At 34.3% G+C, this 12927-nt stretch carries 17 protein-coding genes; 11 read left to right on the top strand and 6 right to left on the bottom strand.

Annotation, left to right across the window (positions count from 1 at the left end):
- Positions 1-30 precede the first annotated feature (30 nt).
- Complete coding sequence (locus B3C16_RS10455; RefSeq protein ID WP_291131442.1) at positions 31-477, top strand: hypothetical protein; 447 nt, start codon at positions 31-33, stop codon at positions 475-477.
- Positions 477-773 carry a DUF721 domain-containing protein gene (locus B3C16_RS10450; protein WP_121313187.1) on the top strand — a complete coding sequence of 99 codons (297 nt, stop codon included), beginning with the start codon at positions 477-479 and terminating at the stop codon, positions 771-773. The genes B3C16_RS10455 and B3C16_RS10450 overlap by 1 nt, the downstream gene beginning before the upstream one ends.
- On the opposite strand, the gene B3C16_RS10445 is transcribed toward B3C16_RS10450, so the two are convergent.
- A complete protein-coding gene (locus B3C16_RS10445) occupies positions 770-1213 on the bottom strand; it encodes a DUF4268 domain-containing protein (protein ID WP_291131566.1) in 444 nt (147 codons plus the stop codon). The two genes, B3C16_RS10450 and B3C16_RS10445, sit on opposite strands and share 4 nt — an antisense overlap.
- Before the next feature lie 64 nt (positions 1214-1277).
- Here B3C16_RS10445 and B3C16_RS10440 point away from each other — a divergent pair, with 64 nt between their 5' ends.
- Together B3C16_RS10440 and B3C16_RS10435 are read left to right on the top strand one after the other, a co-directional pair.
- Positions 1278-1919 (top strand): CoA pyrophosphatase, encoded by a 642-nt coding sequence (locus B3C16_RS10440; RefSeq protein ID WP_349680458.1) that lies wholly within the window; start codon positions 1278-1280, stop codon positions 1917-1919.
- 53 nt (positions 1920-1972) lie between these two features.
- Positions 1973-2809 (top strand): lysophospholipid acyltransferase family protein, encoded by an 837-nt coding sequence (locus B3C16_RS10435; RefSeq protein WP_121313188.1) that lies wholly within the window; start codon positions 1973-1975, stop codon positions 2807-2809.
- A gap of 33 nt (positions 2810-2842) precedes the next feature.
- On the opposite strand, the gene B3C16_RS10430 is transcribed toward B3C16_RS10435, so the two are convergent.
- Positions 2843-3526: a response regulator gene (locus B3C16_RS10430; protein WP_121313189.1), complete on the bottom strand. Its 684-nt coding sequence runs from the start codon at positions 3524-3526 to the stop codon at positions 2843-2845.
- A 110-nt stretch (positions 3527-3636) separates the two neighbouring features.
- Between B3C16_RS10430 and B3C16_RS10425 the strand changes: the two genes are divergently transcribed.
- From B3C16_RS10425 to B3C16_RS10400, 6 genes are all read left to right on the top strand, one after another.
- Positions 3637-4350 (top strand): LytR/AlgR family response regulator transcription factor, encoded by a 714-nt coding sequence (locus B3C16_RS10425; RefSeq protein WP_291131438.1) that lies wholly within the window; start codon positions 3637-3639, stop codon positions 4348-4350.
- A 277-nt stretch (positions 4351-4627) separates the two neighbouring features.
- Positions 4628-4789: a hypothetical protein gene (locus tag B3C16_RS10420; RefSeq protein WP_158592559.1), complete on the top strand. Its 162-nt coding sequence runs from the start codon at positions 4628-4630 to the stop codon at positions 4787-4789.
- 205 nt (positions 4790-4994) lie between these two features.
- The gene (locus B3C16_RS10415) at positions 4995-6866 is read left to right on the top strand and encodes a tetratricopeptide repeat-containing sensor histidine kinase (protein WP_291131436.1); all 1872 of its coding nucleotides are present in this window, start codon (positions 4995-4997) and stop codon (positions 6864-6866) included.
- Between the two features lie 111 nt (positions 6867-6977).
- Positions 6978-7397 (top strand): lipocalin family protein, encoded by a 420-nt coding sequence (locus B3C16_RS10410; RefSeq protein WP_121313192.1) that lies wholly within the window; start codon positions 6978-6980, stop codon positions 7395-7397.
- A 248-nt stretch (positions 7398-7645) separates the two neighbouring features.
- Positions 7646-8005, top strand: a complete 360-nt coding sequence (locus tag B3C16_RS10405) for a hypothetical protein (protein ID WP_291131433.1) — start codon at positions 7646-7648, stop codon at positions 8003-8005.
- Between the two features lie 86 nt (positions 8006-8091).
- On the top strand, positions 8092-8568 hold the full coding sequence (locus B3C16_RS10400) for a hypothetical protein (RefSeq protein ID WP_291131431.1): 477 nt from the start codon (positions 8092-8094) through the stop codon (positions 8566-8568).
- A 104-nt stretch (positions 8569-8672) separates the two neighbouring features.
- On the opposite strand, the gene B3C16_RS10395 is transcribed toward B3C16_RS10400, so the two are convergent.
- From B3C16_RS10395 to B3C16_RS10385, 3 genes are read right to left on the bottom strand one after another with little or no spacing between them, the layout of a single operon-like run.
- Positions 8673-9527: a TraB/GumN family protein gene (locus tag B3C16_RS10395; RefSeq protein WP_121313195.1), complete on the bottom strand. Its 855-nt coding sequence runs from the start codon at positions 9525-9527 to the stop codon at positions 8673-8675.
- Position 9528: 1 nt separating this feature from the next.
- Positions 9529-10167, bottom strand: a complete 639-nt coding sequence (locus tag B3C16_RS10390; protein ID WP_121313196.1) for a hypothetical protein — start codon at positions 10165-10167, stop codon at positions 9529-9531.
- Between the two features lie 5 nt (positions 10168-10172).
- On the bottom strand, positions 10173-10667 hold the full coding sequence (locus B3C16_RS10385; protein ID WP_121313197.1) for an RNA polymerase sigma factor: 495 nt from the start codon (positions 10665-10667) through the stop codon (positions 10173-10175).
- Positions 10668-10788: 121 nt separating this feature from the next.
- On the opposite strand from B3C16_RS10385, the gene B3C16_RS10380 reads away from it, so the two are divergent.
- Complete coding sequence (locus B3C16_RS10380; RefSeq protein ID WP_121313198.1) at positions 10789-11628, top strand: CvfB family protein; 840 nt, start codon at positions 10789-10791, stop codon at positions 11626-11628.
- A gap of 3 nt (positions 11629-11631) precedes the next feature.
- Here the strand turns inward: B3C16_RS10380 and B3C16_RS10375 are convergent, their stop codons facing one another.
- The gene (locus tag B3C16_RS10375; protein ID WP_291131427.1) at positions 11632-12849 is read right to left on the bottom strand and encodes a serine hydrolase domain-containing protein; all 1218 of its coding nucleotides are present in this window, start codon (positions 12847-12849) and stop codon (positions 11632-11634) included.
- Positions 12850-12927 lie beyond the last annotated feature (78 nt).

Genomic DNA, 12927 nt, shown 5'->3' with positions numbered 1-12927 from the left:
TTTGTGATGGAGTTAAAAACAGTAAATACCATGAAAAGAATTTCCGCCATACTGATCACTTTCTTATTAATCTCATGCCAAGCTGATGTTAAAAAAGAAGATTTGTCAAAGCTCAATGGCTATTGGGAAATCAAACAAGTGACTTTGGCTAACGGCGAAACCAAAGACTATAAAGTCAACGAAACGATTGATTTTTTTGAACTCCAACATCCAGAAGTTTCCGGAGAGTCTGACCATAAAATGGTAGGCTTTCGCCAAAAAGTAATGCCGCAATTTGACGGCACTTTTAAAACCAACGGTATAAAGGAAAATCTTAAAATTTTGGAAATCGAGAATGCCTATTTTGTCGAATACAAAACCGATTACGGCAAATGGAATGAAGAGATTATCACCATTGAAGATTCTACTTTGGTGCTCAAAAACAAGCAGAACCTAATTTACACTTATAAAAAATTCAAACCTTTTTCTTTAAAATAATGACCAAAAGACTCAGCAACGAAAGTTCGATAGGCGACGTTTTAAAAGCGTTTATTGAAACCAACAAACTCCAAAGCGGCATGGACAAAATTGACGTTCAGGAAGCTTGGAAATCGTTAATGGGTAATGGTGTCAACAGTTATACTAAAGAAGTGGTTCTGAAAGGATCTACTTTGTATGTTTCTTTAACTTCAGCGGTCTTGCGGGAAGAGTTGAGTTATGGAAAACAAAAAATAATTACGATGATTAATGAAGAGCTTCGTAAAGAAGTAGTGACGGATATAATTCTTCGCTAAGTATTGGTTTCCAAATCCTTAATGTAATCTTCGTATTCATAGAAAAACACCTCAAATTGGGTCATTGTTTCGCTGAAGAAATCAAAAATCTCAGGCCAATAGCTTCGATTGTTTAGGCTTACACCCAATTTTTCGACCCAAATTCTACTAATCACTTTACCGCTTTCTAAATAAAATTGACGCTCCAAAATCGCTTCCGGAAGGTATTCTTCGAGTAAAATTGTTTTGAGTGATTCTATTTTTTCAAAATAAATTTTACGCTTTTCTTCATCTTTTGGCTCAATATCTAAAAGTACTTGCGCCTTTTTGTTATCTATATAGAATTTGAAAGTAACGTCTTTAATCTTAGTGTCATACAACAACCATTTTCTCGGATAAGCTTCGGCAAATGCGGTCCAGAATTCCTTTTTCATGCGTTGGGCTTCTTCTTTGCTGTACATTTTATTGGTGTAAATTTGGTGTGCGTTGTTTTTTTGAGGTAACTTTATATTTCTAAAATCAGGCATGATGCACTTTGAAGAGTTTTTAAAATATACGCCAAAAATACAAAATGTCGAGCTACCGGCAACGCATGCCCATGCAAAAATGGCTCCAGCCAATCGATTAGATTTAATTAAAGCTATAGATTTCACTAAGGTTACTCCAAAGCAAGCCGCTGTACTGATGCTTTTTTATCCCAAAGCTTCGCAAACTCATTTGGCCCTAATCCTTAGAACCAGTTACAACGGAGTTCATTCGTCACAAATAGCCTTTCCCGGGGGAAAAGTGGAAGATTTTGATGCCGATTTAAAGGAAACAGCACTCAGAGAAACCCATGAGGAAATTGGGGTAAATCCTAATCATGTCAATGTGATTCGCGCTTTTACCGAAGTGTATATTCCACCGAGTAATTTTATGGTTTATCCTTATTTGGGTTATAGCGAAAGCGAATTGGAGTTCAATCTGCAAGAGGATGAAGTCGCCGGATTAGTCGAATTTCCGTTCGCCGATTTTATGAATGATAAAATTATTGTGAATACCACAATGAAAACATCTTATGCCGGTAGTATTGAAGTGCCTGGATTTCAGGTAAGAGAGCATTTCGTTTGGGGCGCCACCGCTATGATGTTGAGCGAATTGAAAGAAACCCTTAAATTGGTTTTATAAATTTTAGTTTTTGTAAATTTGCGTCCCTAAAAGTCACAAATAAAAAATCAATTATGGGATTATTTAAAAGAAATCCTTTTGGTCATATACTCTTTATCAAAAAATGGCTAATCCGAATCTTTGGTGTATTAACGCATCGTCGTTATCGAGGTTTTAACGAACTTCATATTGAAGGTTCGGAAATCATTAAAGGTTTACCCGATAAAAATGTACTCTTTATATCGAATCACCAAACGTATTTTGCCGATGTAGTAGCCATGTTTCACGTGTTCAATGCCAGTTTATCAGGACGTGTAGATAATATTAAAAACGTTGGTTATTTATGGCAACCCAAGATGAATATCTATTATGTTGCCGCCAGTGAAACGATGAAAGCAGGTTTGTTACCAAGGATTTTGGCTTACGTCGGAGCAATAACGGTAGAACGCACCTGGCGCTCGGGCGGAAAAGATGTAACAGAAAAACGTGAAATTAATCCGAATGATACGGAGAACATCCGAATAGCTTTAGAAGATGGTTGGGTAATTACCTTTCCGCAAGGAACAACAAAGTCCTTTAAACCGGTTAGAAAAGGAACCGCTCATATTATAAAACAACATAAACCTATAGTTGTGCCTATAGTTATTGACGGTTTCCGTCGTGCGTTTGACAAAAAAGGTTTGCGTGTCAAAAAGAAAAATATTTTACAATCATTTATCATCAAAGAACCTTTGGTTATTGATTATGAGAACGAAACCATAGAGCAAATTGTAGAAAAAGTTGAGTATGCCATAGAGCAACACGCTTCTTTCTTAAAAGTGATTCCTGCCGAGGAAATTGAAGAACAAGAACGCTTAAATAAACTGCGCAAATGGCAAGTAGATAAAGCGGACACCAGCCAAATAAGCTAACAAAACAAATCCAATCTTTAAAAAGGAATTTTTTTAAAGTAGCCCTAATTTTTTTGCAATATCAACCATTTCTTTATCGGAACCCGAATTGAGCATCAGTTGTTTCTTGATGTTGGCTTTTCTTTTTTCAATGGCACTTAATGAAAGCGGTACAAAATTCGGAAGCTGTATGGTTTTTATTCCATCCGCTAAGTATTGCAAAATTTTGCTGTCGTTATCGTCCCAGTTAATGTTTTTTTGAATCATCACTCTCTGAGATTCTTTTATTGAACTACTATAATAAGTCTCATTTTTTTCAATACTTTGGAATATTAGAGGGAAACTTTTGTAGTCGATGTCGCTTTTGGCAATAAAACCTTGTGGATTGACACTTTTATAAATTTGGTTTACCCACAATGGTTCTTTGTGCATCGAGATAATGATAATTCTACATTCGGGAAAGAAGTCTTTAATCATCAGGGCCAAATCACTTCCTGAGAATATTTTTTTTTCTTCATAAGAAGGAAGATTGATGTCTATAAAGGCAAAGTCTATAAGTGCTTCATTGTTTTTTCTTCCCTTAATGATATCATAAGCTTCTTTGCAATCAAAAGCAAGTAAGAAATCAGCATGCCTATTGGATTCAATATTAGATAGTAGCGTTTTATAACTGTCCACATTAATGGGATGGTCATCTACAATTAGAATATTTCTTTTTGTGGTTAGGTTTTCAATCATGGTTTTGATCCAGAAGTTTATGAGAAATCAAATTTAATTAATATGTAGCGAAGAATTACGGTTTTGCCGTAAAATAGGCTTTCTCATGTAGGCTAAATTGCAAAAAAAAAATGCAGTTTTCCTTTATTCTGGTAGACGATTCTAACGACTTTGAAACGACTTTAGAGCAAATCAAACAATTTGACGATTTTTTATGTGTGGCGGTTTGCCAAACTAAAAAAGAAGGAATTGATAAAATATTGGAACTGAAACCCAATGTTGTTTTTTTATCTATCAATGATGGTAATAAAAGTCAGGGTTCAATTTCCTTTTCCTTGTTAAGTGAACTGCACGAATACCTTGAAGAATTGCCGACTATAATTGTTTTAAGTGACGTTAAAGAAGCGGCTTATGAGGCTTACCAAAGAGGCGTAACCGGTTTTTTACTGAAGCCGATAGAGCCCAACGAATTACGTAGGTGTTTGTTTCGATTTCAAAAAACGCATAAGGCTTTATTTGCCGATAAAATTTCAATAAAATCCAATGGCGATTATAACTTTATTAAGTTTCATGATATTATTTATTTAAAAGCAGATAGCAATACCACTGATTTTTATTTGAAGTCCGGCAAAGTAGTTACTGCTTTTAAGACTTTAAAACATTTTGAAAAATTATTGCCTTTCTTTTTCTTCAGAATTCACCACGGTTATGTCATTAATATAGATTATGTTAATCGAATTAATTTAGGCAAAAACAGTTGCTATCTTGACAATAACGAGATTATTCTTCCATTTTCCCGAACTTATAAGGAAAATATTGACACAATAATTCACAGGATATCTTAAATAAAATTGTGAGTTACAGTCAAAAACCAACCAGTTACTTTCCGCGCTTGTTGACTTACTAAACAGGCTTTGCAATTTATTTTTAAGCCAATTCAACTGCTTACATTTGGTCGTTCTTAATACCAAAACGATAGCGCTATGTAAATTGTTTTAACCAAGGGAATTAAGGTTAAAATAACACTGCAAAGAATTTCCCTTCTTTTCAGAAACCCAACAAATTGTTGAGCTCACAAAGCTTGACCTCTCAATTATTTAAAATTTAAAACCACTAATTTTTATGAAAACAAAATTTTTCCCAAAACTACTTTTGATAATGCTTTTCAGCTTATCACTTTATTCTTGTACAACAGATGAAATGCCGGCTACTGAGAATACAACTGTAACAGCAGATAATGGTATGGACGGAGGACCAGTTATTCCACCGGGACCAAGACCTTAATTTTTATAAGAGACTATGAAATATAGTCTCTTTTTTTTTGCTTATTTTTGTAAAAAAAGCAATGCGCCCCAACTCTGCTATTTTATTTATCCTACTCAGTTTTTTACTATTCGGCTGTCAGCCTAAGAAGACCGAGAATATTGACTCACTTGTGTTTAGTGATTCAGATTACAAAAAACTTTCCAAAGATCATAAACTCCAATTTTTGGATTCTATAAGTTTACTTGAAAAATCTTCTACCGGAGATTCCATTTATATGGATCTTCTGTTCAACATTTCCACAGAATATTATTATTTGAACAAATATGATTTGTCACTTAAGATAACTGAAAAAGCACTCCAGTTGGCAAAGCAAAGAAAGGATACTATTGCCATTGCAAGGGCTTATTTTTACAAAGGCGATTGTTATGAGTACAACCAAAGAGACAGCGCCTACTATTTTTACCATCAAGCGGAAAAACTTTATAGTTTTAAAGGTGATAAGGAAAAAGAAGGACAAACCTTGTTCAAGAAAGGTTACCTTTTGTTTTATGAGGGCAATTATTTGGAGAGTGAAATACAGGTTTCAAATGCCTTGAAGCTTTTACAGAACAGTAAAAACAATCAGTTATTGTATTCTTGTTATGTGGTTATGGGGTATAATTTTGAAAAACTGGAGGAATATAATAACGCTTTAAAGTATTTTCATTTATCGAAAACAGTATTAGATGAGTTAAAGAAATCGAATGTTGACTTTGAAAAAACCAATAATTATACTGTCAATTACTCTATCAATATAGCCAATATTTATGATAAAAAAGGCGAGTACCAAAAGTCGATTAAGGAATTAAGTTCCGTTGTTAGTCCTGATTTGAAAGCCAAATGGCCCAAAGATTATGCTTCTGTTATTGGTAATTTAGGATATTCCAAGATGAAATTTGGCATTTTGAATGGAGTAGAAAAGGCCTTTAGAGAAAGTTTGCAACTCTCAAAGCAAAATAATCATCAGAACAACATTATGTATCAGTTGATCAATTTAGGCGAATATTATTCAATAACTAAAGATACAGCTTCTTCTATTCATTATTTGAAAGAAGCCAATGCGTTGGCAGTTAAACTTAAAGCAGTTGGTGAAATTAAATCGACCTTAAAATTATTAAGCGAAATAGATGTTCGCAACAACCGCCTATACAATCAAAAATACATCTCGATTACAGATAGTCTGACTAAAGCTCAACGTATCAATCGTAACAGATATGCACGTATTGAATATGAAACGGCAGTAGTTGAGAATGAAAACAGGGATTTGATTGCCGAAAATTTATATGTAGTAACAGGTTCTATTGCTATAGTGTTGCTTTTGGTTCTCCTTATCATATACCGATACTTGCAGCATCAAAAAAAGGAAATTGCGAATAAAAGACAACAGCAAAAAGCGGAGGAAGAAATTTTCGAACTATTAAAAGAGTATCAAATCAAATTGGCACAAGCCAAAGAGCTCGAGCAAAACCGAATTTCCAAAGAGCTGCATGACAGTGTAATGAATAAGCTTTATGGTGTGCGATTACAATTAGGTATGCTAAACGAAGGTGATACACAAGAAGTAAAACAAAAGCGATCGGGTTATATTGATTTTCTTCAGGAAATAGAAAGAGAAATCAGAAGCATTTCCCATGATTTGCACAATGAGACCTTTGAAACTCTTTTTGATTATAAAAATTTATTGCTTGATATCATTGCGCAACACAATCAAATTAGTAATACTCATTTTTCTTTTGAATGTGAAGATGAGTTTCGATGGGATGCTATTGACAGTTTGGTTAAAATTGCTATCTATCGAATTATTCAAGAAGCATTGAGAAATGTCATTAAATATGCGAAGGCTAAAAACTGTCGCGTCAGCTTATCTGATGGTGATAATAAGTTGAGATTATGGATTGAAGATGATGGAAAAGGATTTGATATCGCCCTTTTGGAAAATGGTGGAATCGGTTTAAAGAACATGCAAGAACGCGCAACTCAGCTCAATGCCTCTTTCAAGGTAATGAGTGAGATTGGAAAAGGCACTACAATAGAAGTTGTTTTTGCACTCAAATAATGAAATTAAAAAACAATTCAAAAATAATTATACAAGTTTAATATATAATTCTACAACGGCTTACTAAAGTATTACACCTAATTTCGTCTCTAACATTATAAATAAATTAAAATGAAAAATCGAAGTGTATTACTCGCCCTAGTATTAGGCATCGGATTATTTGTCACCTCTTGTAGCGATGACAATGAAGGAGAAACTCTAGCGCCATTATCCGGAAAATGGAATCTTAGCAAAGTAGGAACAATAATAGGTGGACAAGAAACATTAGTTGACGCACCACAAAACGAAGCGGGTTGCAATAAAGATTATCTTGATTTAAACGCAGATAACACGCTTACCGAAGGTGATTATGACTCTACTATAGATCCATGTACGTTATCGACTACTTCTGGCATTTACTCAAGATCGCACAATAATTTAACCACAGTGGTTAACGGAGTAACCCAAGTGCAAGATATTGAAAATTTAACCCTTACGGAGTTAAAGTTAAAAGATGCCAATGGTGCCATCGAAGTGTATACAAAAGGTTAATCCTTAGTTAGTATATAAAATTAAATCCCGTCGGAATGGCGGGATTTTTTTATGGGTTGTTGTTTTAAAAGTAAATGATTCTTTTTCGCTACTGGCAATAAGTAAATAGAATGTCAGTCTGAGCCTGTCGAAGACATTTGACATAGGATTCTAAAAGTTGATGCAAATTGATTGTCACAAAACCAACTGAAAACTCATTTTAACTTTATTTTACCAAGCTCGCAGTTTATTATCTTTATTTTTGCGATATGGACACGAAACAGTTCTTAGCGTTGCGTAAGTTGTGGTTGCTGCTGTTGCTTTTGAGCAATATTGCTGTCGCCAATACGTCTATGGTTATTGAACCGTGTCAGGAATCGAAAACAGTAACACTTTTTGAAGCAGAAACTTCTCTTCACAAAGAAGGATTGCAACCTCAAATACCATCATTTAGGATAATCTCTGAACATCATGCTAAGCCTATTAGTTTTGGTTATCCAGAGTTGTTTTATGATGCAGATTGTCATTTTGTTACTAAAAGTGTTGGATCAATCCAAATTTTTCTTCAGGATGTGAATCGCTGCGAAAGCGTTTCTCGTTTTTTATTTCCCTATCATTTTTTTTGGTAAAGTAATCTCCTTCGACTTACAGATTTAAACACAATCGCATTCTTATTGGATAGCGATATTTACTTTATTAAAAAAAAAAATTAAACATGGATATCTCAATAATTATAATTGATCTGATCTTTATTTTGATCATATCAATACCGCTCTATCTGGTATTGAATTCCAGTAAAATAGATCAAAAACAAATCGACTCCCTTTTTGCCCAATACAGTCAGAACAACCGCTACCGCTTTCAGTTGGTAGCTTCACATCAACGCAAAGCCTTGGCGATGGATGCTCAAAATAGAGGATTGCTCTTTATGGATTTTAACCTAAAAGAACCTTATGTTGCTTTTCAAGATTTGGCACAAGTTGAAAGTTGTGCTGTTGCCACCGCTAATCCGTTAGGAAAATCAAATCTTTTGAAAAAAGTAGAATGGATTTTCTTTTCAAAATGCGGAACAACGCCAGACAATGGTGTTATTTTTCACGATGCCGATAAGGAATATATTGTTCCGGTTTATGCCTATGAAGAACTAAAATTGGCTGAAGAATGGCAAGGTGTTATCAATAAGCATTTGTAATTAAAAAAGTCCTGAGAAATCAGGGCTTTTTTTGTTTTTAGAAGAAAGAGGGATAAGTTCTTTAATTTTCTTATCCCTTTTCTCTTATTACTTATAGTTAAAATCTATTTCACCGCTTCTACTTTAAAACCTGCTTTTCTCAACAAAACAATTACGCCTTCTTTTCCGCCTAAGTGAGCAGCGCCAACTCCAAAGAAAGTTGATTTGCTCTTAGCAATTTTATCAATTCGGCTTATCCAGTTTTGGTTTCTGTTGTTTAACATCACATCTGAATATTTAGAAGTCATTACATTTTCAGACTTTGCAGTAAATTCTAGCATGGCTTCAATGTTTTCAGTTTTGTAAAGTGCTAACATCTCGTTTAATTCGGCAGTATCTCTTTTTAAATTGCTTTTGGCAGTCTTGACCAATTCGTTCATTTGATCCTGGTAAGAAATCGCATCAAATACATTCATTTGTTCGGCGATGGTTTCTAATCCAATAACTTCTTCATTTTGATCTTTGCCAATTTTCATTAGTTCCACTTCTACTGATTGGGTTTCGCAAGCCAACATTTTCGGGTACAACATCGCCGAAATCATAAACGGCTTGAAAGTATTAAGCATTTCAGCTGAATAACCTAATTGGGTTTTTAGAAAGTCATCCACAATTTTAAAATCTTCTGCAGAAGCCAATGATTTCATCGTCACGCCATCTTTCATCATCATTTTGGAGATCATTTCGGCTTGCATATTGGCGTCGTCCATATCTAATTCTAAACACAGTTGTTCGGTGTTGTCTAAGGCTTTTTTTACTTTATCCGATAAAGCTGCATCGCATGTAATATGAATGGTTCCAAATAAATAAGAAGGCTTGGTTAGTCCATTACCGGAGATTTTCCACAACAAAGAATTTTCATTATTTTGAGCATTAGTGATTCCTGTCAATAACGCCAATAGAAGTAAGGCAATTTTTTTCATATTATAAGTCTATTTTTTTGAGTTCTCTATAATTGCCTTGTAATCTTCGCAACAAAATACCATACAATAAGCGATAGAAAAGCCAAAACAAACCGACAATCGCAACACAAGTGATCACTATGATACAAATGGTTTTTGATAACGTTAAATAATTGTCTTCGTGTGCAATTTTATCTTTCAAAGCACTCATTTGGGGATTGAAAACAAAAGCCATGATAAAACCTAAAATGGTACTGATGAATATCATAACCAAGTTATACCAAACATAATATTGTACAGTTCTCCGGGTTTTTAAAATGTCTTGCATTAATTTCTTGGTCGAGGTAATCGTAGAGATTTTTGCATAGTTTCGGTAAAAAGCATAGATGAAATAAATTACTACCGCATAATTAACATAGGTCAATATTTTCAAATAGATTGAAAAACTTTCTGCGTGTAAACTCTTAATGGCTTCATCGGTATTGAATAAAATGCTCAAGGCAGCCCACAAAGCAAACTCGAGTACGCTAATCACCAATATCCATTTTACAATAGATGATGATTTCCTATGCAACATTTTGTAAATTTCAGTTTCTGAGACCTGTTCAAAAGAATGGGTGTCTTTTTTCCAGGCTTTTTTTAATAAATCCAACTCATCCATAATCCTTAGGGATTTAATATTTTTTTTAGTTTTCCTTTTATTCTGTTCATTTTTACACGAGCATTGACTTCGCTAATCCCCAATGTTTCCGATATTTCGGTGTAATCTTTATCTTCGAGATACAAAAACACTAAAGCTTTTTCAATATCATTCAACTGTTGCACCGCTTGGTACATCAATTTGATTTGCTCTTCTTCTTCTAAGTTGTAGTCTTCCTGGCTTAAGAAATGTTTTTGTCCTTCGTAAGTGACTGTTGAAACGGTTCGTGTACTTTTTCTGTAGAGTGTAATTGCAGTATTCAATGCTACGCGATAAGCCCAAGTGGAGAATTTAGATTCACCTCTAAATTTCGGAAAGGCTTTCCATAACTGAATGGTAATTTCTTGGAACAAATCGTTGTGCGCATCATCGCCATTAGTGTACAACCGACATATCTTGTGGATAATGTTCTGGTTTTCCTTCAGCTGTTTTACAAATGATTGTTCTAAGTTGTCACTCATAGTCCGTTAGTAGTGTTAGCGGTTATTTTGTTACACTTAGTAAAACTACATTTTTTTATTATACAAATTCAAGTTTCTAATTTCCCTATCTTTGCAAAAGAAAAAATTACAAGCAGTCAAAATGAAAATAGGCCATTATAATACACTTACCATTGCACGTGAAACCAAAGTAGGACTTTTTTTAACCAATGGCACAGCCGATGTGTTGTTACCGGTGAAATATGTTCCTAAAGAATATACTATTGGGGATGAAATCATAGTGTTTGTTTACCTTGACCATGAAGAACGACCGGTGGCCACAACTTTGGAACCCTATATTTTGATGGATGAATTTGGGGTGTTACGCGTAAATTATACCAACCAATTTGGCGCTTTCCTCGATTGGGGTTTAGAAAAAGATTTGTTTGTTCCGTTCAAAGAACAAGCACGCCCAATGGAAAAAGGAAAAAGGTATTTGGTATTTGCCTTTATTGATGAAAAGACCAATAGAATAATGGCTTCGAGCAAGACCAATCAGTTTTTGAATAATGAAAATTTAACGGTTGCGGTTGGCGATGAAGTCGATTTAATTATTTCTCACATTACTGAGTTGGGAATCAATGTTATTATCAATGATATCCACAAAGGTTTGTTGTACAAAGACCAAGTTTATGAAGACCTTAGATTAGGTGATAGATTGACAGGTTACATTAAAAATATTCGTCCTGATAACAAAATTGACGTTACTTTAAATAAATTCGGGTACAGTAATGTGGAACCGAATGCCGAAAAAATCCTATTCGAATTAAGAGCGAGTCGAGGCTTTTTAAGATTAACCGATAACAGTCATCCCGAAGACATTAAAACCGTGTTGAAGATGAGCAAAAAAACGTTTAAGAAAGCCATTGGCGCACTTTACAAAGAAAAACGCATCGAGATTAAAGAAGACGGAATTTATTTGGTGAACGAAATAAAAATCTAAATTTTATTCTTTGATTTCGAGTTCAGCCGGCATCGGAATTTCCTCAACATTTTTTTTAAAGAATAGATTGCTGGCCATATTTAAAGTAGCATATGGTCTGTTGGAATATTTATTCCCCAAACAGATAATTGTCACAGTATCCTTTTTCACCGGAACAAACGAAGTATTATTGCCATGCCACCAACCGTTGTGGTAAACTAATTTTTCTTTATTGGCCAAATAACGCATGCGCATTCCCAAACCATAGTCTTTAATAGCATTTGGCACGTTAGCAGCACTGTAACCATAATAAGCTTCTTGCAGTAATTCAGGCTTGATAAAATCGGGTGAATAAGTGGCTAAATCAAATTTTACCAAATCTCTTGGTGTAGAATAAACGTTTTTGTCACCATACAAATTGTCATATTGGTCCCAAGGGAAAATAGTACTCGCTCTGTATGATTTAGAAACAGTATCTCTGTCGGTTTCATAATTGAATACAAAGGTGTTTTTCATGCCAAGTGGTTTAAAAATAAGTGTTTGCATAGCATCTCGATAGTTTTGACCGGTAGCTCTCTCGATGATTAGGGCCAAAATCACATAGTTGGTATTGCAATAATCAAACCGCGCATTATGGGCAAAAATGGGTTTGAATTTTTGCTTCACCATCAAATCTAAAATATCTTTATTGGTCAGTACCTTTTTTTTGTTCCAAGCTTTTTTCATGATGCTCGGGAAGTTGGAATAGTGAGGCAAACCGCTACGGTGATTCAACAACGTTCGGATAGTTACATTCTTATAAGGGAATTTCGGAATCCAATCGGTTACTTTTTGGTCGAGCATTAAATTGTTTTCTTGTACCAATTTTAAGATGGCTGTAGCAGTCAGTACTTTGCTTACGGATGCCAAATGAATTGCAGTATTAGCATCAATTTTCTTTCCGGTTTTAGCATTAGAAAAACCTGTGTAATCTTCATAAATGATGCGACCGTTTTTGGCCACTAAAAAACTGCCGCTATAGTAAGGGGAATTGATAAACTTATTGTAAAACGAATCTATTTTTATTTTTTTTTCACTGAGGTACTCTTCCGATACAATGCCAAATTTAACATTAAACGGAACGGTAATCAAAGTACTATCTTTATTGTCCTTAGAAACCGTGAAATAATTATTTATTTGGGTTATTGGACTGGAAAAGTATAATAGTGTGCTTATAAAAAAAGAAATCAGGGTCATCTTCATAATTGCAATAATACCAATATTTAATCGAAATTAAAACCCTAAAAGTCTAAATCGCTGTTAATCTTTCCAACTTTTGTT

The organism is Flavobacterium sp. UBA7682 (genome assembly GCF_002482945.1).
GTDB lineage: Bacteria > Bacteroidota > Bacteroidia > Flavobacteriales > Flavobacteriaceae > Flavobacterium.
Note: the sequence above shows the minus strand (reverse complement) of the source record. Positions and strands in the feature narration are given on the sequence as shown.

Excerpts from the sequence above, each read along its gene's own strand:
- B3C16_RS10455 (WP_291131442.1), top strand. The coding sequence starts at position 31 with ATGAAAAGAATTTCCGCCATACTGATCACTTTCTTATTAATCTCATGC.
- B3C16_RS10450 (WP_121313187.1), top strand. The coding sequence starts at position 477 with ATGACCAAAAGACTCAGCAACGAAAGTTCGATAGGCGACGTTTTAAAA.
- B3C16_RS10445 (WP_291131566.1), bottom strand. The coding sequence starts at position 1,213 with ATGTACAGCAAAGAAGAAGCCCAACGCATGAAAAAGGAATTCTGGACC.
- B3C16_RS10440 (WP_349680458.1), top strand. The coding sequence starts at position 1,278 with ATGATGCACTTTGAAGAGTTTTTAAAATATACGCCAAAAATACAAAAT.
- B3C16_RS10435 (WP_121313188.1), top strand. The coding sequence starts at position 1,973 with ATGGGATTATTTAAAAGAAATCCTTTTGGTCATATACTCTTTATCAAA.
- B3C16_RS10430 (WP_121313189.1), bottom strand. The coding sequence starts at position 3,526 with ATGATTGAAAACCTAACCACAAAAAGAAATATTCTAATTGTAGATGAC.
- B3C16_RS10425 (WP_291131438.1), top strand. The coding sequence starts at position 3,637 with ATGCAGTTTTCCTTTATTCTGGTAGACGATTCTAACGACTTTGAAACG.
- B3C16_RS10420 (WP_158592559.1), top strand. The coding sequence starts at position 4,628 with ATGAAAACAAAATTTTTCCCAAAACTACTTTTGATAATGCTTTTCAGC.
- B3C16_RS10410 (WP_121313192.1), top strand. The coding sequence starts at position 6,978 with ATGAAAAATCGAAGTGTATTACTCGCCCTAGTATTAGGCATCGGATTA.
- B3C16_RS10405 (WP_291131433.1), top strand. The coding sequence starts at position 7,646 with ATGGACACGAAACAGTTCTTAGCGTTGCGTAAGTTGTGGTTGCTGCTG.
- B3C16_RS10400 (WP_291131431.1), top strand. The coding sequence starts at position 8,092 with ATGGATATCTCAATAATTATAATTGATCTGATCTTTATTTTGATCATA.
- B3C16_RS10395 (WP_121313195.1), bottom strand. The coding sequence starts at position 9,527 with ATGAAAAAAATTGCCTTACTTCTATTGGCGTTATTGACAGGAATCACT.
- B3C16_RS10390 (WP_121313196.1), bottom strand. The coding sequence starts at position 10,167 with ATGGATGAGTTGGATTTATTAAAAAAAGCCTGGAAAAAAGACACCCAT.
- B3C16_RS10385 (WP_121313197.1), bottom strand. The coding sequence starts at position 10,667 with ATGAGTGACAACTTAGAACAATCATTTGTAAAACAGCTGAAGGAAAAC.
- B3C16_RS10380 (WP_121313198.1), top strand. The coding sequence starts at position 10,789 with ATGAAAATAGGCCATTATAATACACTTACCATTGCACGTGAAACCAAA.
- B3C16_RS10375 (WP_291131427.1), bottom strand. The coding sequence starts at position 12,849 with ATGAAGATGACCCTGATTTCTTTTTTTATAAGCACACTATTATACTTT.